Annotated in this window: 14 protein-coding genes and 2 pseudogenes; 7 read left to right on the top strand and 9 right to left on the bottom strand. The window is 37.6% G+C overall.

Annotated features, from left to right (window positions below; genetic code table 11):
- Nucleotides 1-91 precede the first annotated feature (91 nt).
- Nucleotides 92-3,955: an Ig-like domain-containing protein gene (locus J7E77_RS01120; RefSeq protein ID WP_214711828.1), complete on the top strand. Its 3,864-nt coding sequence runs from the start codon at nt 92-94 to the stop codon at nt 3,953-3,955.
- Between the two features lie 210 nt (nt 3,956-4,165).
- Nucleotides 4,166-6,694 (top strand): Ig-like domain-containing protein, encoded by a 2,529-nt coding sequence (locus J7E77_RS01115; RefSeq protein WP_214711826.1) that lies wholly within the window; start codon nt 4,166-4,168, stop codon nt 6,692-6,694.
- 414 nt (nt 6,695-7,108) lie between these two features.
- Here the strand turns inward: J7E77_RS01115 and J7E77_RS01110 are convergent, their stop codons facing one another.
- Together J7E77_RS01110 and J7E77_RS30320 are read right to left on the bottom strand one after the other, a co-directional pair.
- Nucleotides 7,109-7,948, bottom strand: a complete 840-nt coding sequence (locus tag J7E77_RS01110) for a hypothetical protein (RefSeq protein ID WP_214711824.1) — start codon at nt 7,946-7,948, stop codon at nt 7,109-7,111.
- 1,001 nt (nt 7,949-8,949) lie between these two features.
- Nucleotides 8,950-9,108, bottom strand: a pseudogene (locus J7E77_RS30320) (tyrosine-type recombinase/integrase); the annotation flags it as partial.
- Between the two features lie 339 nt (nt 9,109-9,447).
- On the opposite strand from J7E77_RS30320, the gene hutH reads away from it, so the two are divergent.
- Nucleotides 9,448-10,968 (top strand): histidine ammonia-lyase, encoded by a 1,521-nt coding sequence (gene hutH, locus J7E77_RS01105; protein ID WP_214711823.1) that lies wholly within the window; start codon nt 9,448-9,450, stop codon nt 10,966-10,968.
- 19 nt (nt 10,969-10,987) lie between these two features.
- On the top strand, nt 10,988-12,469 hold the full coding sequence (locus tag J7E77_RS01100; protein ID WP_214711821.1) for an amino acid permease: 1,482 nt from the start codon (nt 10,988-10,990) through the stop codon (nt 12,467-12,469).
- A 243-nt stretch (nt 12,470-12,712) separates the two neighbouring features.
- Here J7E77_RS01100 and J7E77_RS01095 read toward each other — a convergent pair whose 3' ends face one another.
- Nucleotides 12,713-13,657 carry an LCP family protein gene (locus tag J7E77_RS01095; RefSeq protein WP_308160332.1) on the bottom strand — a complete coding sequence of 315 codons (945 nt, stop codon included), beginning with the start codon at nt 13,655-13,657 and terminating at the stop codon, nt 12,713-12,715.
- A 1,074-nt stretch (nt 13,658-14,731) separates the two neighbouring features.
- Between J7E77_RS01095 and J7E77_RS01090 the strand changes: the two genes are divergently transcribed.
- Both J7E77_RS01090 and J7E77_RS01085 read left to right on the top strand, forming a co-directional pair.
- Nucleotides 14,732-15,202 carry an NUDIX domain-containing protein gene (locus J7E77_RS01090; RefSeq protein ID WP_214711817.1) on the top strand — a complete coding sequence of 157 codons (471 nt, stop codon included), beginning with the start codon at nt 14,732-14,734 and terminating at the stop codon, nt 15,200-15,202.
- 249 nt (nt 15,203-15,451) lie between these two features.
- Nucleotides 15,452-15,694, top strand: a complete 243-nt coding sequence (locus J7E77_RS01085; protein ID WP_251027956.1) for a YARHG domain-containing protein — start codon at nt 15,452-15,454, stop codon at nt 15,692-15,694.
- 66 nt (nt 15,695-15,760) lie between these two features.
- Here the strand turns inward: J7E77_RS01085 and J7E77_RS01080 are convergent, their stop codons facing one another.
- From J7E77_RS01080 to J7E77_RS01055, 6 genes and pseudogenes are all read right to left on the bottom strand, one after another.
- Nucleotides 15,761-16,042, bottom strand: coding sequence for a hypothetical protein (locus J7E77_RS01080; RefSeq protein WP_214711815.1), 282 nt, complete (start codon nt 16,040-16,042; stop codon nt 15,761-15,763).
- A 10-nt stretch (nt 16,043-16,052) separates the two neighbouring features.
- Nucleotides 16,053-16,442: an SHOCT-like domain-containing protein gene (locus J7E77_RS01075; RefSeq protein WP_214711813.1), complete on the bottom strand. Its 390-nt coding sequence runs from the start codon at nt 16,440-16,442 to the stop codon at nt 16,053-16,055.
- Nucleotides 16,443-16,455: 13 nt separating this feature from the next.
- Nucleotides 16,456-16,602: pseudogene (locus tag J7E77_RS31915) on the bottom strand (SHOCT-like domain-containing protein); the annotation flags it as partial.
- Nucleotides 16,603-17,101: 499 nt separating this feature from the next.
- Nucleotides 17,102-17,551: a DoxX family protein gene (locus J7E77_RS01065; protein ID WP_214711812.1), complete on the bottom strand. Its 450-nt coding sequence runs from the start codon at nt 17,549-17,551 to the stop codon at nt 17,102-17,104.
- 18 nt (nt 17,552-17,569) lie between these two features.
- A complete protein-coding gene (locus J7E77_RS01060) occupies nt 17,570-18,031 on the bottom strand; it encodes a DUF2269 family protein (protein WP_214711811.1) in 462 nt (153 codons plus the stop codon).
- A gap of 31 nt (nt 18,032-18,062) precedes the next feature.
- On the bottom strand, nt 18,063-18,647 hold the full coding sequence (locus J7E77_RS01055) for a TetR/AcrR family transcriptional regulator (RefSeq protein ID WP_214711810.1): 585 nt from the start codon (nt 18,645-18,647) through the stop codon (nt 18,063-18,065).
- A 350-nt stretch (nt 18,648-18,997) separates the two neighbouring features.
- Between J7E77_RS01055 and J7E77_RS01050 the strand changes: the two genes are divergently transcribed.
- A partial coding sequence (locus tag J7E77_RS01050) for a DinB family protein (protein WP_214711809.1) occupies nt 18,998-19,451 on the top strand: 454 nt, incomplete at its 3' end.

Here is a 19,451-nt window from a genome sequence, read left to right as displayed (position 1 = left end):
TTAATGAATTAGCATAAATAGGAAGGTGATATTTTGGTAGAGAAATAATAGTAGTAGCCTTTTATAAATGAAATTATACCGGGGGATAAGGATGAAAAGAAAAAGTATTTTGATATTTATTGTAATGTTTTATCTATTATCTATTAGTTTAGGAAGTATTCCCGCTAAAGCAAGTACTATTAATGGGATTTTGTCCATCTCAGTTGAGGAAAAAAATATCTTAATACCTGATTATCAAACTATAAAAGTCAATCTTGAAGATAGCACAGGAGTCAGTTACATCCAGGTTGGCTATAAGCTGCCATCTGAAGGTTATACTGGCGTTCAGCTTTATAGAAATTCCACAGGTTCCTTTGAAGGGGATATGCCAACCTTTTACAATGACGCTGGAAATTGGAATGTATCTGATATTATTGTATTTTATAACAGCGGCGGGTTTAGATTTTATGAAGATATAGCCGAAGGCGGAAGCTATGAACTGGATGATGGAAATTATACTGTTTATTCATCAGATACAACTGGACCAATTCTTGACAACATATCTATTGATAACTCTAATATATTAGTTGGGGGTTCTGCAACGGTTACTTTTGATGTACATGATGAACTTAGTGATATTCAAAGTGTTAGGGCTACATATAGGTCTCCTGATAATTACTATATTAATATGGAAACAATGAGTGTTGGAGATAATCAATTCCAATTAATCCTTCCGTATTATTTAACAGGTGGAATGTATGGGATCGGCAAATACGATTGTGTGTCAATTACCCTTAGAGATTCTAAAGGTAATGAGACCACTCTAGAGGATTATAGCTATTACAGTACAAGAGACTTAAGTGGCGGAGACTTTATTGTAAAACCCGAGGCTGATGCACCAGTAGTAAAAAATATCTCAGTAGACAAAAAAGAAATCCCAAGTGGTGACTCCGTTAAGCTAACAGCAGAGGTAGAAGACGCTTCAGGAGTCTCTGATGTAAAAGTTGTCTTCCATCAACCTAGTGGAATGACATATACAGCCATATTAAGCCACTCCTATGGCGACGTTTACGAGGGAGAAGTTCCGAGCTACGCTACATCCAATGTCATTGGAAATTGGACTACTCATTTTGTTTGGGTAAATGATATTTATGGAAACTCATCGTACATTTGGAGTAATTTGGTCTACTCGTGGGGACAAGACCTTTCAAACGGAAATTTTTTAGTAAAAGAACGGGATATCACGCCTCCAGATTCGCCTACGGCATATGGGATAACAGAGGATGACTCATGGATTTACGGTTATACTGAACCAGGTTCATTGGTTCAAGCAAGATTAAATGGCTCTGTTATTGGAAGCGGATATGCAGATAGTTATTATGGTTTTTATCAAATCTATATCGGAAAACAAAATGCAAAATCAACCATTTATATTATAGCTACGGATTCAAGTGGAAATACTAGTCAGGCAACTTCTCTTTATGTTCGTGATGTAACACCTCCCGCTAAACCAGATGTAAGTCAGTTTGATAACAGCTCTAACTATGTTAGTGGATGGGCTGAATCAGGTTCAACAGTAAACGTCCTTGCTGGTGGAAATATAATTGGATCAGGCATTACTTATTCAGGTGGTTACTTTTTTGTATACGTCCCTTATCAAAAGGCTGGAACAGAGTTAACCATTACCGCATCGGACGATTCTGGTAATGTATCAGAACCTGCAAAAATTGTTGTATTAGATAGAACATCACCACAAACCCCTGTTCTCGCTGAAGAGGTAACAGACCAATCAAGCATTGTTAAGGGTCAAGCGGAAGCAGGTTCACAAGTTGAAGTTAGATCTAGTGGAACGGTCATTGGATCTAGCACAGCAGACCAAAACGGCAACTTTACTATTAATATTCCTGGTCAATTAGCTGGGACAGAGTTGTACATTTTATCAACGGATAGTTCTGGGAATACCAGTTCGATAATGACTTCTGTTAAAGATGCAACACCTCCTATTAAACCGACTGTTAATGAAGTAACTGATAAAGATACTTCTGTTTCTGGACTAGCTGAATCTGGGGCCAATGTTGAAGTAAAAGTTAACGGTGAAGTTCTTGGCTCAACAGCTGTTGATTCAGTCGGCAATTTCACAATAATAATTCCTGGTCAAACTGCTGGAACAGAGTTAACCTTTACCGCCACTGACAAGGCGGGTAATGTGGGTGAATCAACTACAATTGTCGTAAAAGATGTAACTTCTCCTGCTAAACCAGTAGTATATGAAGTCACGGAAAAAGATGCTTCTGTTACGGGAAAAGCGGAAGCAGGGTCTAAAGTAGAAATCAAAGTAAATAGTTCTGTAGTTGGTTCAGGTACAGCCGGAACCGAAGGCAAGTTCTCGATTACGATCCCTGTTCAAAAAGCGGGCACACAAATAGTCATTACCGCTACAGACAAGGCAGGGAATGTGAGCGAAACAACTACTGTTGTCGTTAAAGATGTTACCTCTCCTACTAAACCTGTTGTAAATGAAGTAACGGAAAAAGATGTATCTGTTACGGGAAAAGCGGAAGCAGGATCTAAAGTAGAAATCAAAGTAAATAGTTCTGTAGTTGGTTCAGGTACAGCCGGAACTGATGGCAAGTTCTCGATTACGATCCCGGTACAAAAAGCGGGCACACAAATAGTCATTACCGCTGCAGATAATGCAGGTAATGTGAGCGAAACAACTACTGTTGTCGTAAAAGATGTAACTTCTCCTGCTAAACCTATTGTAAATGAAGTAACGGATAAAGATACTTCTATTTCTGGTCAGGTAGAGTCGGGATCTAAGGTTGAATTTAAAGTGAATGGTTCTGTAATTGGCTTGGGGACGGCTGGAACCGAAGGAAGGTTCTCAATTACGATTCCGTTGCAAAAAGCGGGCACACAAATAGCCATTACCGCTGCAGATAAGGCAGGGAATGTGAGCGAAACTACTACTGTTGTCGTTAAAGATGTTACATTTCCTGCTAAACCAGGAGTAAATGAAGTAACGGATAAAGATACTTCTGTTTCTGGTCAGGCTGAGTCAGGGTCTAAGGTTGAGATTAAAGTGAATGGTACTATGGTTGGCTCAGGTACGGCTGGAACTAATGGTAAGTTCTCGATTTCTATCCGGGTGCAAAAAGCAGGGTCAATATTGCTGGTCACGGCTAAAGATGCAGCAGGAAATATCAGTACTGCGAAAACCGTAATCGTTGTTGATAAGACAGCACCATTAGCCCCATTAGTTAATTCAGTAACAGATAAGGCGAAAGAAGTTAACGGAAAAGCAGAAGCCTCTGCAACTGTAATAGTAATGATTGGAACAAAGAAGTATCAGGCTAAGGCCGATATAAAAGGAAATTATAAAATTTCCATTCCTCAGCAAAAAGCGGGAACAAAATTAACCATAACAGCTGCAGATGCAGCAGGTAATATCAGTGCTGCGAAAACCGTAATCGTTATTGATAAGACAGCACCATTAGCCCCAATTGTTAATACAGTAACAGATAAGGCGAAAGAAGTTAACGGAAAAGCAGAAGCCGCTGCAACAGTAACAGTAATGATTGGAACAAAGAAGTATTACGCTAAGGCGGATGTAAAAGGAAACTATAAAATTTCCATTCCGCAGCAAAAAGCGGGGACAAAAGTGACCATAACGGTTACCGATGCCGCTGGAAATGTGAGTACAGCAAAGAGTGTAATCGTGCTCGATAAAACTCCCCCATCTGCGCCAAAGGTAAACACTGTAAAAAGCACCACAACAACCGTAACTGGTAAGGCTGAGGCCAATGCAACGATTAAGATTAAAGTAGGAAGCAAGGAAATTGGGAAAGCCGCTGCCGATAAAAATGGTAACTATAAAGTTAAAATCAAAGCACAAAGGAAAAACACCCTTTTAAGCATTACCGCAACTGATATAGCTAAGAATGTAAGTAGAGCGACGAACTTAAAAGTAAAATAGCTATTTCAAAGTTAAAAAGCACACGTAAAATCCTATTGCGATTTAGGATATTTACGTGTGCTTTATTTATGACACTACTATTTTATTAGTCTTATGTATAACTACCGTTACTAATTTTACCCCCTTTATAGTATTTTTTTGGAAAATAGAGGAAATATGCTAGCAATAGATATATTATTAATCTAAGAAACTATTAGAAAGGGTTTTTATATGAAAAAATTATTTATCTTTTTGATTGCAACCATTGTCTTTCTTGGGATTGTTCCTAGTTATAAAGAGGCGGCAGCGATTGCTAAAGAGCCACAGATTCAGGTAAAGTTAGTCAAATATTTAGGTAATCATTCAAGTATTTCATTGAAAATAGTGGGAAGCTACTATTTAAACGGAAATTCTTCAAATCGATTAATTCCTAATAAAAGCTATACGGTAAAGGTAGAGAATGGCACTCTTAGCTTATATGATGGAAATACGAAATTAGCCTCCGAGGCGGAAATATCGATTACGCCGGTCGATCACATTGACCATGCGATCATTAACGACCGTGAATACGCAGGCAGTTTTCGTTTTACGGTAGAAAATAATCAATATGTTAGACCTATTAACACCATTAATCTCGAAAATTATGTTAAAAGTGTGGTTCCGGTTGAAATGTATGGAAGTTGGCCGATGGAAGCTCTGAAGGCTCAAGCTGTTGCGGCACGAACCTATGCCTATTATCGTTTGAATAAAACGATCAATGATACCACCTCCTATCAGGTATATGGAGGTGTTACAAGCGAATATCCTAAATCATCGGATGCCGTTGACGCGACCGCTGGTGAAATATTAACCTACAATGGCAATGCAATAGATGCTGTCTTCTCAGCATCAAACGGTGGAAAAACGGAAAACAAGTTTAATAACTGGACCAGCAACACCTTTCCATATTTTAAGGTTCAAACCGATGAGTATGATACGACCATCACCTGGAATGTTGCATTACATAAACAGCAAATCGATTACACTTCATTGGACCTAAAGAATCCAGATAGCTGGTGGAATTCAACAAATGAAATAGATGCTGATTTCACTAGCAATATAAAAAAATGGATGATGAATCATCTCCCAGGACTCAGTAATAAACAAATCAAAATTGTTTCAATACCTAAGGTTACTTTTTCTGCTCCTACCGAAAGTGGTCGATTTTCAGTAGGGGAACTATCGGTCGAATTTTTTGTAAAGGACGAATTCAATCCCAATGGGGAGCTTGAACTTCAAACCACTAGTACCGGTATCATGCTTGCAGACAATATTCGTGCGGTCATCAGTTCAAAAAACCTGAAAAGTAATTTGTTTACTCTCAACGAAACCACGGATGCTTATTTGTTTTCAGGATTAGGGAATGGCCATGGCGTTGGCTTAAGCCAATATGGTGCGTATTATCGGGCCTCAGCAGGAATTTTATACAAGGACATACTATCCTTTTACTATCCAGGGACTGTTTTATTTAAGCAATACAAATCCGCACCTGAACGTGCCATTGTATACGAAGTAACAGATAAAGATACTTCTGTAACAGGCGAAGCGGAAGCAGGGTCAATAGTAGAAGTAAAAGTAAATGGATCCACCATTGGATCAGCGAAAGCCGGTACAGATGGAAAATTTACAGTGGTCATTCCGGTTCAAGTAGCAGGAACGGAATTGGTCATCACAGCAACTGACATTGCAGGAAATGTAAGTGATAAGACTGTCGTAGTCGTGAAAGATGCAATAGCCCCTACGAAACCAGTAGTAAAGCAAGTAAGTGATAAAGATACAACTGTAACAGGTCTAGCGGAAGCTGGGACCAAAGTAGAAGTGAAGGTAAAGGGTTCAGTAATCGGTACAGGCAGAGCTGGAGAAGATGGTCAATATAAAGTGACAATTCCAGCACAAAAGGCAGGTACTGAATTAGTTATTATTGCAACAGACAATGCTGGAAATATAAGTAATGCATCCACCATTAAAGTCATAGACAAAACCGCTCCAGCAGTTCTTACTGTAAATACCGTTTCAGACAAATCAACTGGAGTAACAGGAACAACTGAAGCTGGAGCAACTGTTATAATAATAATTGGGACAAAAAGTTATACAGCTAAAGCTGATTCCAAAGGGAACTACAAAGTTATCATTCCAGTGCAAAAAGCAGGTACAAAGTTAATCATAACTGCCAAGGATGCAGCGGGTAATGTGAGTGTCGCAAAAAGTATCACAGTTCTTGATAAAACAGCACCAGTTATTCCAACTGTTTCCACTGTTTCAGACCTAACGAAAGTGGTAACTGGTAAAACAGAAATTGGGGCCGCTGTCACTATTACAATCAGAACGAAAAAGTACACGGCAAAAGCAGATGCAAAAGGTAACTATAAGGTAACGATTCCAGTTCAGAAAGCAGGAACAAAATTAATTGTGACTGCGAAAGATGCAGCTGGAAATATCAGTATAGCTAAGAGTGTATTTGTGATTGACAAAACCGCTCCATTGGCACCGAAAATCAAAACTACAGTTAAAAGCACAACAAAAGAAGTTACTGGAACTGCCGAAGCCTACTCTACTATAACGATCAAAGTCGGAAGTAAAGTCATCGGCACAGCCAAAGCAGACTCCAAAGGGAATTTTAAAGTGAAAATTAAAGCTCAAAAGAAGAAAGCAATTATTAGTGTGACAGCGACAGACAAGGCAAGAAATATTAGTAAGGCTACCACGGTTAAAGTTAAATAATTTTTTTAAAAATATTAATCCCCTACACGCAATGTGGAGGGGATTTCTTGTGCGCCTGGCAGTGCATGTCAGTGTGGTTGTATGCGGAGAGTTTATGAATTTTTGCATTGGAAGTTGAAGAGGAGAGGCTCTCGGTTCCTCTCCATTTTTATTTAAGCAAACCTTAGATACTTACTGCATATTTATGGAGAATTACTACATAAAACCGAATACTTACTACATAATTTATGAAACTTACGACATTTGATGGATAAAAATTGGGAATTATCGCGAACCTCAAATACTTACTACATATTTTTTTGAACTTACTACATTAAACTAGACAATTACTACATAAAACCAGACACTTACTACATAATTTATGAAAATTGCGACATTTTCTGGAAAACAAATGGTGATTTATTGAATCTTATCTCAGGAAGAGGAAGGTAATTCCAAATTGAACCCCTGACCAAATACAATTTCCTCATCATTCAAATCAAACTTCTCTTCGAGTGCTTCACGATAAAGTATTAAAAACTTATGGTCTAAGATTCCATAAAAATAGCCGAATGGATTTTTGATGTGGCTGTTGAACTTCAGCTTCCTGATGAGCTGCTTAAAGGATTGGATGGCGACATCTAGGATTAGTTCGGGATCATTTTCCCAATGGTGCTGATAGGCAGTGATTTTCACTATTTTCCAATACTCCTCGATGATCTTTGCTTCAGGAAAGAAGCATTTTCCCAACTGAACAAAAGGCTGTGGAACTCGGTCGCTTACATAGGTATGATCTAATTCGGACGGTTCTTCTTTACGTTCTTTTATCTTTTGATCTTTTTCAGTTTTTAAAAGATTATTAGTTTCTTTAGGGTGGTTCAAGATTTCCTCTTTAGGTAGTTCATTTGAAGGAAAGCGATTAAACGAATACAAGTTACTAGACTGCGAACCATTTTTTCTTTCTGTTTCATAAACCGTTAGGATTCCCAAATCCTTTGCTTTGTGAATCATTCGTTTAAAGGTAGAGCGTGAGATTCCATGATCACTGTATTCTTGATGAATCGCTTTTAAAATGGTCCCTATCTTCGCATTGCATACGCCAGGTATTTTGGCAGAAAAACGAACCAGCCGCTTCAATCCAACCAGTGCTCCTTTTGAAAAATCATGCTTATGTGCCGCTAACCACATCTCGATATGGGTATTCAATTCCTGTAGCGAACTAAATTGTGAAAACTGCTCAAATCCTTCGATATTGCCAGATTTTAAACCTACCATTTCAAACACCCTTCCACCGCATTGTGTTGTGCTTCCAATCGTCAAGTTAACGATTCCAGCACCTCAACGATATCGGGTTTGGCTGCGTAAATCGAACGACCAAAATTCACTTTTGGAGCCGATTTTGTAACGAAACGCATCAAAAAGGGGGTCAAAAGTGATTTTTGAAGCCAATTTTTGCAATTTCAGCTAGTTTTCATATCATTTTGCATCTTTAACCCCTGAAGGGGTGTTAGTACCTGATTTTGATAACAAATCTATATTTATTCTGTAACTAGGTTACTAGAGGGCACTCAGTAAAAGGTCACATATTTGACTGGGGAGAAATCCTAATTCAGCTGCCCATTTGGGTTCCCTTTTTCAAAAAGCAGGGTTGGAGACAGCGACCGACAGTCTTTTCACACATTTGAAGCAATAAGTCCAGTCATGGTGGGTGCTGAGGCGAGTTTTAACCAATCGTTTGTGTAAAGGGAGAAAAACAAGGTATTTGCCAAAGAATGCAGTATTTAGACGAAAAAGATTATTATTGCTAATCTGGAGGAATAAACTATTAAAATCTGGTCGATCACCGACAATTATTTTACCTGAATCAAGAGCGAAAGCTTTAAACAACGGGATTTATCCTATTTTTACACAATCGTTTGATTAACATGCCAACTTGTAAGAACCCGTCGATGATTGTAGAAAGCCATTTTTATTGGCTAGATTTGTAGTATTTGAGAAGTAAGCAGAGCTTTTCCTCGACAAGAAATTCTCTTGTATCGAGGCTAAAGTTCTTTTTTCTAAAGGGTTTGTGGCACTTTCAATCAAACGTTTAATTAGGAAGAATTCTATCGTCATTTGTCGAATATGTAGAGTGCTTATTGGTAGAAAATGGTTGAATGGATGTGTTAGCTGAAATGAAAACGATCATGATTGATGTATTTGCTAGAATTGGGGGGATTTAATTGAGTAAGAAGAGAACAAAGAAACAACAGAGAGATTTAGAAAATGGTATATACTTATTCCTTTTCTTGCTTATTGGCGCTCATATGAGCGTAAATATTCATGGTTGTGTTAATGTCTGTATGTCCTAAACGCTGCTTAATCTTCTTTACTCCCACGCCCGCTTCAATCAATAGATGTATGTGTATGGCTGAATGACTAGGGGTAATATTTTTATCATAGAAGATTACTACTCGCGACTAGTTGATGAAATTCACGAAAATGGAAGTCGATGTAAAATTTAGGGTGACAGTCTTTCATTTGCTATTGTGCTAAAGTATTATTGTGTTAAAATTCTGAAAAATTAGTTGACAGATAAGGTTACGTTACATAGAATAATTATCATAGCAATAGGATTATAGAATATGAATAAAGGAATGATTACCCATGAGGCTGCGAAAAAAAATAGTTCAATATTCAAGAATGGTTATAAAAGAGGCTGGACTCCAATTCTAATAGGAATCGGAATCCAGCCTCTTTCTTTATTATACTAAAGTGCTAGAGGAGGAACGTTAATGATAACATTAACAGGTCAAAGTTTAACATTAAAACAAATGAAGGAAATTTTATTCGGAAATCAGAAGGTAAGCGCTTCAGAAAGGAGTATGGAGGCTGCTAGAAAGAGTCGGGAAGCAGTAGAAAGAATAGTTTCAGAATCAAAAGTAGTCTATGGGATTACAACAGGGTTTGGAAAATTTAGTGACGTCCTTATTAATAAAGATCATGTTCAAGATCTTCAGCTTAATTTAATTCGTTCACATGCTTGCGGCGTAGGTGAGCCGTTCCCAGAGGTTGTTGCAAAAGCAATGGTTCTTCTTCGCGCTAACGCACTTTTAAAGGGCTATTCTGGAATTAGGCCGCTTGTTATTGAAAGGTTATTAGATTTAGTAAACAAGGATATTATCCCTGTGATTCCGCAGCAAGGTTCCCTTGGAGCAAGCGGAGATTTGGCACCGCTTTCACACCTGGCGTTAGTGCTAATCGGGGAAGGAGAAGTATTTTATAAAGGAAATCGAATGGATTCACTTGAAGCCTTACAGCAAGAAGGAATTTTCCCAGTAACACTTGAGGCAAAAGAAGGCCTTGCTCTTATCAATGGAACCCAAGCAATGACAGCAATGGGAGTTGTCGGTTATCTAGAAGCAGAACAACTCGCATACCAAAGTGAGTTAATTTCCTCTATGACCATTGAAGGATTACATGGGATTATTGATGCCTTTGCTGAAGAGGTTCATATCGCACGGGGTTATCAACAGCAAATTGATACCGCAGCACGAATCCGAGGTTACCTAAGCGATAGTTTATTGACGACGACACAGGGGGAATTGAGAGTACAGGATGCTTATTCCCTTCGCTGTATCCCGCAAGTTCATGGTGCCACGTGGCAAGCACTTGATTATGTAAAAGAAAAATTAGAAATTGAGATGAATGCAGCAACGGATAATCCATTAATTTTTGATGATGGTGAAAAAGTAATTTCCGGTGGTAACTTCCATGGACAGCCAATTGCTTTTGCAATGGATTTTATGAAAATTGCTGTTGCGGAAATGGCAAATATATCAGAAAGACGAATTGAACGATTAATCAACCCACAGTTAAATGATTTACCGCCTTTTTTAAGCCCCGAACCGGGACTACAATCTGGTGCCATGATCATGCAATATGTTGCCGCATCTCTTGCATCAGAGAACAAAACGCTAGCACATCCAGCAAGTGTAGATTCGATTCCTTCTTCGGCGAATCAAGAGGATCATGTAAGCATGGGAACGATCGGTTCAAGGCATGCTTATCACATTATTCAGAATACTAGAAGAGTCCTCGCAATTGAGTTCATTTGTGCGATGCAGGCGGTTGAATACCGTGGAGTTGAAAAAATGGCAAGCCAAACAAAACGGCTTTATGAGAAAGGAAGAGAAATTGTTCCTTCGATTAAAAAAGACCGTATATTCTCAAAAGATATTGAAAAATCTGCTGAAGGTCTGAAAACAATGAATCTGTCAAAATTACTTCAGCAAGTGGACAAAGTAAACAAATAAGAATGATAAGAGGTGTTATATGCAAAATACTGCACTTAAATCCCAAGAAACAGTACCCGAACACAAGTATGGAGGACATTTAGAAAGAAAGCTTAAAACACGGCATCTTTCCATGATTGCTATCGGAGGAACAATTGGAACAGGGTTATTTTTAGCCAGTGGAACCACGATTCATGATGCTGGTCCTGGTGGAGCTTTAGCTGCCTATATAATTGCAGGAATAATGGTATATTTTATCATGGGCAGCTTAGGAGAAATGGCATCTTTTATTCCGATTTCAGGTTCTTTTAGTACGTATACCTCAAGGTTTGTCGACCCTGCACTGGGTTTTGCTGTTGGTTGGAACTATTGGTACAATAATGCGATTATTTTTGCTTTGGAATTATCAGCATCGGCATTGATCATGAAATATTGGTTTCCCGATGCCCCAGGTATTATTTGGAGCGCAGGTTTCCTTATACTTATTTTTGGCCTAAACTTTTTATCCGTTAAGGGTTACGGTGAATCAGAATTTTGGTTTTCAATGATTAAAGTTGCAACCATTTTAATCTTTATTGTTGTTGGATTATTAATGATCTTTGGAATATTGAAGGGTCATACTGGCGGTTTTGAAAATTTCACAAAAGGAGAAGCACCATTTAAAGGCGGCTTGTTATCCATATTTAGTGTATTTATGGTAGTAGGATTTGCCTTTCAAGGCACGGAGCTTGTCGGAATTACAGCCGGTGAAAGTGAAAATCCTGAGAATAATTTACCTAAGGCAGTGAAACAGATCTTCTGGAGAATTTTATTGTTTTATGTTATAGCGATTTTTATTATTGGATGTTTAATCAGCTATACCGACCCCAAATTATTAAGCGCAGATTTAGGGAATATTGCAGTGAGTCCGTTTACTTTAGTATTTGAAAATGCAGGTCTTGCCTTTGCGGCTGCTGCCATGAATGCAGTAATCCTTACTTCAGTTCTGTCAGCAGGAAATTCCACTTTATACGCCGCTTCGCGCGTCCTTTGGGTATTAGCGGAAGAAGGAAAAGCTCCGTCATTCTTGAAAAAAGTAAATAAAGGCGGTGTTCCGATTTACGCATTATACATGTCAACCCTTGTTGGGATGCTGTGCTTCCTTACCTCCCTTTTTGGTGATGGAACTGTCTATTCTTGGCTATTAAATGCTGCTGGTTTAGCTGGTTATATATCTTGGTTAAGTATTTCGGTTACACATTATCGATTCCGAAAAGCTTATGTTGCACAAGGAAAAGATTTCAAAGACCTGCCCTATAAAGCAAAGTGGTTCCCATTAGGTCCAATTTTGGCGACAGTATTATGTTTAATCGCTATGCTTGGAACAAATTATGGGGCATTTATCGGCGCTAAGGTTGACTGGTATGGTATGTTGGTTTCTTATATTGGACTACCTCTATTCCTAATGAGTTATTTAGGCTATAAAATTGTTAACAAAACAAAAATGGTTCCATTAAAAGAGGCGGATTTCAGCAGAAATTAAGTATTTATTTTCATCTCATAGCATTCTTTTCATCTGTTATAAATTATCCAGGTGCCTGTCACGTCCCGGAATTTGTCGAAGATTGCTAGGTTTTTAGATTGTTGAAAATGAAAGATAAAGACAAGAAACCACCTTTCCTCTACTTAATAGTAGAGGAAAGGTGGTTTCTGGGTCTTTCTTAAGATCCGAGGCTAGAATAATTTATTTACTTTTGATCCTTCACTTTGACCAATCACTATTATTCTATTCTCCTCCTAAAAATTTTTTAAGAGCCTCTTTATTTTGATGAAAGTCCACTTCTAATACTTCACCAATCTCTTCATGACGTTTATTTTGAAAACTGCCATCTTCAGGGATTCGAATGGTTTCTATGTCTCCACTTTTCTTAGTCAAAATGTCTTTTCCAATCGTCAAAAGTGTGTAAGTATCAATATTTGTATCGATGTATGTTTTTAGAAGACCTAATAGCTCAGGAAGTTTCACCACAATATGTGGACTTACAGCTTTTTCTTTTAATTTTGAGATCACTTCTTGCTGTCTTTGTACCCGTCCGAAGTCACTTAAACGATCATGACGAAAACGGACATATCCTAACAGCTCTTTACCATGCAGTTGTTGCTTTCCTTTTTCTAACTTCATTCCTATGCCAGAAGACATCTCATATGGTACGTCTACTTCAATTCCATTTGGAACGAGGAGATCGACCGCTTTTTCGAATCCTTTAAAGTCGACTATCGCATAATAATGAATATCTAGCCCGAAATTTTCTTTAATGGTTTCCTTCAGTAGTTCTGGACCTCCATATGTATAAGCTGCATTTAATTTTTGTGGTTTATGTCCAGGTATAGAGACATACATATCACGCATTAGGGAAATAAGTTTCACCTTATGAGTGTGTTGATCATAATGTGCAATCATGATCGTATCAGTTCGAGCTTGTTTTTCTCCGCGGGAGTCACTTCCTAATAATAGAACATTTACTGCATCATTTTTATTTTTCTCCCCTTGAAAAGAATGTTTTGCTTCAACATTTTTAAGTGGTTGGTTCAGTTCTTTTATAGTTCCTTCTATGTACTGAAATACAGTAAAAAGACCAACCAAAAAGATACCTATGAGAAGGAGGGCGTTAAATAATCTACCCCATCTTACTCTTTTTCTTTTCTTTCTCGTCCGTACCAAACTTTGCACCACCTAGGCTGAATAATAATTAATTTACACGATATTCATATGTATCTATTAGATTATGGACGCTTCTTCCGTTTCTGAAAGGGTTAAACAGAAAAAGAAGGAGTTTCGATCTTTTTTAACAAACTCTTGAAGTAGTCATTATCCCATATTTACTTTACATCTTTTTGAATATTAGGTTACATTTTTTTGAAATTTGGATTAAATCGTGCATGTCACGCCCCGAACTTTGTCGAAGATTGATAGTCTTTTAGATGGATTTAAAGTGAAAGAATAGAGTTGCAGCTGAATATTGTTGGGGTGGTTGGTTGTCTCTTCTTTCCGTTATTAGGAAAGGAGGTGATAATCATGGAAACATTTCTTGAAATTCTACGAGAAATTCTGAAGGGAATTGCGCGGGAAGTATGTGCATATTTTTTCGGAAGAATGTTCTAGAATACGAGAAAACCACCCTACGCCGTCGCAAGCAAAAGGGTGGTTCTGATAATAATTAACCTAGACAACCATCACCCTGCGGTAGAGGCTGCAGAAGAGGAGTGCTAGCAACACTTCTCTCTTTTTTATTATATCTCCATTATACATAAAAATATTCCTGTTGAGAAGGTAATATCCCCTGCCACGCACTAGATATAATAATGAATTTGTAAAGTGGTGAGCAGAGGGAAGCTTTTTGTCTGTTTTTGTTATAATATTAAAGGAATTTTGATTTTATTGTAGAAATTAGTATTTATTAACCAGTATTCTGGACTCCGAATATCTGCATCCAGAGGCAAGTGGATTCAGCAATTTAAGAGACTGGGAAGGAACCATCATTCGATTTGAATTGGAAGAAGTTTCGGAGGGGAATTCCGTATTAAACTTTACTCATATTGGGCTATCAGAAGAACTAGAATGTTATTGGGTTTGTGAAAGAGGATGGAGCTCCTATTTAACCAGTTTGCAGCAGTTACTAGTAAACGGGCAAGGAAATCCTTATAAGGAAATTAGTCATGAGAACAGCTAACCGACCCTTATAAGTTAAAGGGAGTCAGGGATGGTGTTTATTTTAATTAAAATCTTATCAATGGGGGAGTCTCTATGGGTTATTGTGAAGTTATCAGGAAAATGATTGGGAATTCTCCATTAATAATTGTACGTCCGAGTGTAGCGATTGTGAATCGTGATCAAGAAATTTTATTGAGTAGATATTCAGGTACTGCCTGGGGGGTACCTGGTGGAATATTGCAGTTAAATGAGTCAGTTGAAGAGTGTATTTCACGAAATGTCCTTGAAGATATAGGAGTAAAAATAAATGCGTTAGCATTAGTCGGTGTCTATTCAGGCAAGGAATTAATCAATCGAGTCGAGGAAAGTGGTGACGAGTATCATACTGTTGCCATTGGTTATTTATGTACCGATTACGAAGGAGAAATAACTCCTGATAAGAATCAAGGAATAGAGGCCCAATTCTTTAGCTTTAATCAATTACCTCAAGAGATCGATCCTTTTATAAAAAACAAGTTAGTTGAATTAAAAGGGCAACTTGAAAAAATTAATAGTACTAATTAAGTCGAATGGTTAGTGAGTGAACCTATTAGAGAGATTTTGCTGGGATTTGATGAATAGAGAAAAGCGCAAAGCACCATAGGATCTATGTTTAAGGCAATGATGCCTCGCGCTGTTTCATATTATCAAATAGTGGCGTAAAACCTCTTTCTTGATAAAGCTGTAGAAAATAAAGATCAATCTAGTCATGATCACCTTTCAACAAAAGAAAAAAGTCATGAAAGTTCAAATCTTTCCTCTTCAGATCATATTTTGCCTGCTAGTGATAAGAGGGTGGTGAGTGAAGAAGACATTGCTAATCTTACAAAAGGGCAGCTGCGTTTAGCCAGAAATGAAATCTATGCACGTCATGGGTATGGCTTTAAATCACAGGATCTGCAAACATATTTTTCAAGTAAGTCTTGGTATCATCCAGACCCTTCCTTTGATGGCTCTTTAAATGAAGTAGAAAAAGAAAATGTAGACTTCATAAAGGTGAGAGGGGACAGTCTTTAGTGAGTTTCTTTTTTAGGAAGACCCAAGTGATTGATCTTCACTTGGGCCGGTGTAATCTATAAAACATCATAGTCTAACCTTCACCTCAGTACCGTCTTTAGCTTTGACATCTACCAGCACGATCCCTTTATGATTTTTCAGTTCCTTTAAGATTGGTTTTAGCGTTTCTTTGTCTATCAGTGGAATGGTAAAGTCCAGTTTTTTTCTTTCGAAGTGCTCTTTTGTCCATTTGTTTGCATGGTGATGAAGCAATTTCGAAGACAAAATGGATATACCCATGTTTAAAATGGTATATGGAATGGGGATGGTGAGCCGAACGTCTTTTGCTTTCACTTTTAAATGCAGCATAAGCAACTCACTATTCAATGATGACAGAAACGGTATCTCCGTTTGCCGATTTAACATCAACAATTTGGCCATCCAATTCGTTTTCCATTGCTTCAATAATCAGGTTTATGTCTAGATCCTTTACATATTTTTCTGATTGAGGAATACTCCCTGCGATGCTGTGTCCAGCCTTTAATACTACCTGGATAAGTTTTATGGGCAAATTGACCGTGACGTTATCATTTTCAGCTGATACCACACGAATTTTTAATGTTTTATCTAAATATTTAGTCGGTTTTTCTACTAGCTTACTTCCTGCTTCTTCTTTTTCTTTTAATACTTGGATAAGTTCTGATCCCTTATCTGCATCAATTTTTCCTTCTTGGACCATTGTTAATACTTTTGCAATTTCCTCTCTCATGGTAAATTCCTCCCTATTCGTCTTTTAAGAGCTTAATGGCTTCTTCAGGAGTGATTTCGCCATTTTCCAACATGGCGACAACCTTTTTCTCGTCTACTTCATTTTTCTTCTTCTGCCCATATCCAAGGGATGAAATGATGTCTGTTAGCTTGCCTCGAACGACGGTAGTTCAATATGGCTAGTTAGCTTCAGAAGTTATTAAAATATTATTGATCTTCAACAAACGGGCGCGTTTCTGAAATAAGCAGGAACTCTTTTTACTAATGGGAGTTAGTTTAAGAAGAAATGTTGCAGCTGTTCAATTTAAGAATAGTTTTTTTCAATAAATCTTTACTTTATAAAGTAGATTAACCCCCGCAAACATTGCGGGGGCTATATAGTGTTTTTTCTTCTTCAACTACCGGGTCGTTGAAGAAGAATTAAGTGATTTTAGGATTGAGACCATATTTTAGTTATTCCATTAAAGGGCACTATAGTTGACTAAAGGGATTTAAAACAACTTTTTGTCACATGTTTTTGGTTCAATCAAGAGGAATTTCTTAAAAGTAAACAACTCTTTTTTTTGAATGAGCCGTATTTTTCAACGGAAATATACTGCTGCTAACCGTTAAAAGAAACATCTTTATTTGTATATAAGAATTAACCGTTCTTTCGCTGCTCTATGGGCTAGACAAAGAAAATCCAGCAAAGAGAACAGCTGTTAAAAATATTATTTGTAGAATTGTTCGTGGTAGCAGAGAGGACGTGGGTTTTCCGCCAATTTTGACCTTTAGTTTTGCAGCACGAATATTTGCTGGAAACATAACAACCAGTAGAATGGCCAAACAGATCGAGGCCATTCTTGAAGTAATCGGTACCAGCAGACCTAAAGCACCAACAATCTCCAAAATACCCGTAATAGTCACGATGAAACTCGGATTCGGTAATGAAGGAGGCACCATTTTAATAAGATCCGGGCGTCTCTTTCCCCAATGAGCCATTCCTGTAAATAAAAACATGACTGCAACAGCAATGCGTAAAGATGTCTGCCATTCACCCAAAGGTAGTTCTAAAAAACCAATCAAACGAAAAAACAAAAATGATGCAATCAGTACAATAAATGGAGCCATTCGTATCCCTCCTCTACATTAAAAACCTTTTATAATCATAAAATACAAAATAATGACAGGTAATAAAGTAGCTGTAATCCCAAAGATTGCCCAATATCGAGATGCTTTCCGGTACGATTTAGAAATGTCGCCTTCCTCTATTGATTGGGCGCTGTGACGAATCATGCTTCGCTGTATGGGCAGCAATAGTAAAAACCATAAAACTCCAGTAAAGACAAACAAGATCAGTGAAAGGGTAAGCCAATTCAAACCAGACATTGAATAACCTGCTTGAACAGCCATTAGAATGCCGGAAACAATGATTAAAATTAATCCTGGCAGTGTGAAGATGAAATCAGCCAACATCACATTTTTCACGGTGTTATGAATCAATTCAGGGTCTCCCTTTATGTCAGCCCTTATTTTCCAAAAGGCCGCGGTAATGATGTTTCCTAAAAAAATAACAGCCCCCAACACATGCAAAAACAACAGAAATTCCATGTGGTTCACACCTTTTCTTTTATTCTTTATTTTAACGGAGAATGTCGGTTATTAATGTCGAGAAATCGTCTGTATTGAATGCGTATGAATCTGTCGAAATGGTACTTCGTATACGTAGTCCGTGCGAAAGCAAAATAAATAATTCAGCTGTCTTATCCGTATTCACTGACAAAGGAATGACCCCGTTCTGCTGACCGACTACAATCCACTGTTTGGACAGCTTGACTGCCTGATCGTAAAATTGGCGAATTACATGGCGAACAGCTTCATCGTTCTGTCCTAACAAATAAATAAAGATTTGATTGGTTGCATCTTGCGGATCTTGCAGGGTAGGTAAATTTTGAAGGATTTCTTCCAGTGGTCCCTCCAGTTCCTTATTTCCCTTTTCTACTTCGGCAAAGAAGCGATCGTTGATATCTTCAATCCTTTCCTGTAACACCATAGCCAGAAGTTCATCCTTGCTCTTTACATAATGGTAAATAGCTCCTTTAGAAAGCCCAGTACGTTCCATAATGTTGCTTAAGGTCATTTTACTACAACCTTTTTCGTGGACCAATTCCTTGGTTACATCCAAAAGCAACTGTTTTGTTTGTTGTCGTTTTGATTCCCGATCCAATTAATTTCCTCCTAATTTATTAGTATGCGGTTCCTCTAAGTTTAAATTGTGTTTTTACATACCGAAGGTCGGTTTGTAAATAGGTGAATAAAATTCCTTTGAGTCACTGAAAATATAAAACCCCTATTGGTTATGAAGGATGGTGGCGATGTTCCTACAAATCATTATTTAATTGAATTATTCATATTTCTTATTCAAGAATAGGGAGCAATTCTGCAGCAAGAATTGTGCTCTTTCTTTATGTAAAGGGCCATTTAGTTGAAGATCTCATCAGATAAGTAATAATATTTAAAGGAATAATTCATTCTAATAAGGAATATTAAAAAATGTGATGATAAGGAGGCGATTGTATGGTTAATCATGTAGAAAATCTATATAACTATCATGTATGGGAAAATCAACGGATTATTGATCATCTTAAGACACTTTCTCCTGAGAAATATCAAAAGGAAATGAAAAGTGTCTTTTCTTCTGTTTCAAAGGTTTTGTCACATATCTATTTAGTGGACTATGGATGGCTTAATATCCTCGAAGGTCAGAATATGAACGAAGCAATGCAATCTTCATTACAACTTCAAGAAAAGATAGAGAAACTGCCCATTGAAGACTTAGAAATGGAATTCCACACTTTATCAACTCGGTTTAAATCCTTTTTGGAAAGTCAGGAGGATATAGAAAAGAGAATAATGCTGGATAATCCATGGGCAAGTTTAAGAGAAACAAGTCTATCTGAAATGATCTTACATGTTGTGAATCATGGAACCTATCATAGAGGGAATATTTCAGCTATGTTGCATCAATTGG

Source organism: Bacillus sp. ISL-77, assembly GCF_018613105.1.
The sequence above is the reverse complement of the archived record's forward strand: the minus strand, read 5'-3'. Positions and strand labels throughout refer to the sequence as shown.

Bases quoted from the DNA above. Each gene is read 5' to 3' on its own strand.
- J7E77_RS01120 (WP_214711828.1), top strand. From the start codon at position 92: ATGAAAAGAAAAAGTATTTTGATATTTATTGTAATGTTTTATCTATTA.
- J7E77_RS01115 (WP_214711826.1), top strand. From the start codon at position 4,166: ATGAAAAAATTATTTATCTTTTTGATTGCAACCATTGTCTTTCTTGGG.
- J7E77_RS01110 (WP_214711824.1), bottom strand. From the start codon at position 7,948: ATGGTAGGTTTAAAATCTGGCAATATCGAAGGATTTGAGCAGTTTTCA.
- hutH (WP_214711823.1), top strand. From the start codon at position 9,448: ATGATAACATTAACAGGTCAAAGTTTAACATTAAAACAAATGAAGGAA.
- J7E77_RS01100 (WP_214711821.1), top strand. From the start codon at position 10,988: ATGCAAAATACTGCACTTAAATCCCAAGAAACAGTACCCGAACACAAG.
- J7E77_RS01090 (WP_214711817.1), top strand. From the start codon at position 14,732: ATGGGTTATTGTGAAGTTATCAGGAAAATGATTGGGAATTCTCCATTA.
- J7E77_RS01080 (WP_214711815.1), bottom strand. From the start codon at position 16,042: ATGCTGCATTTAAAAGTGAAAGCAAAAGACGTTCGGCTCACCATCCCC.
- J7E77_RS01075 (WP_214711813.1), bottom strand. From the start codon at position 16,442: ATGAGAGAGGAAATTGCAAAAGTATTAACAATGGTCCAAGAAGGAAAA.
- J7E77_RS01065 (WP_214711812.1), bottom strand. From the start codon at position 17,551: ATGGCTCCATTTATTGTACTGATTGCATCATTTTTGTTTTTTCGTTTG.
- J7E77_RS01060 (WP_214711811.1), bottom strand. From the start codon at position 18,031: ATGGAATTTCTGTTGTTTTTGCATGTGTTGGGGGCTGTTATTTTTTTA.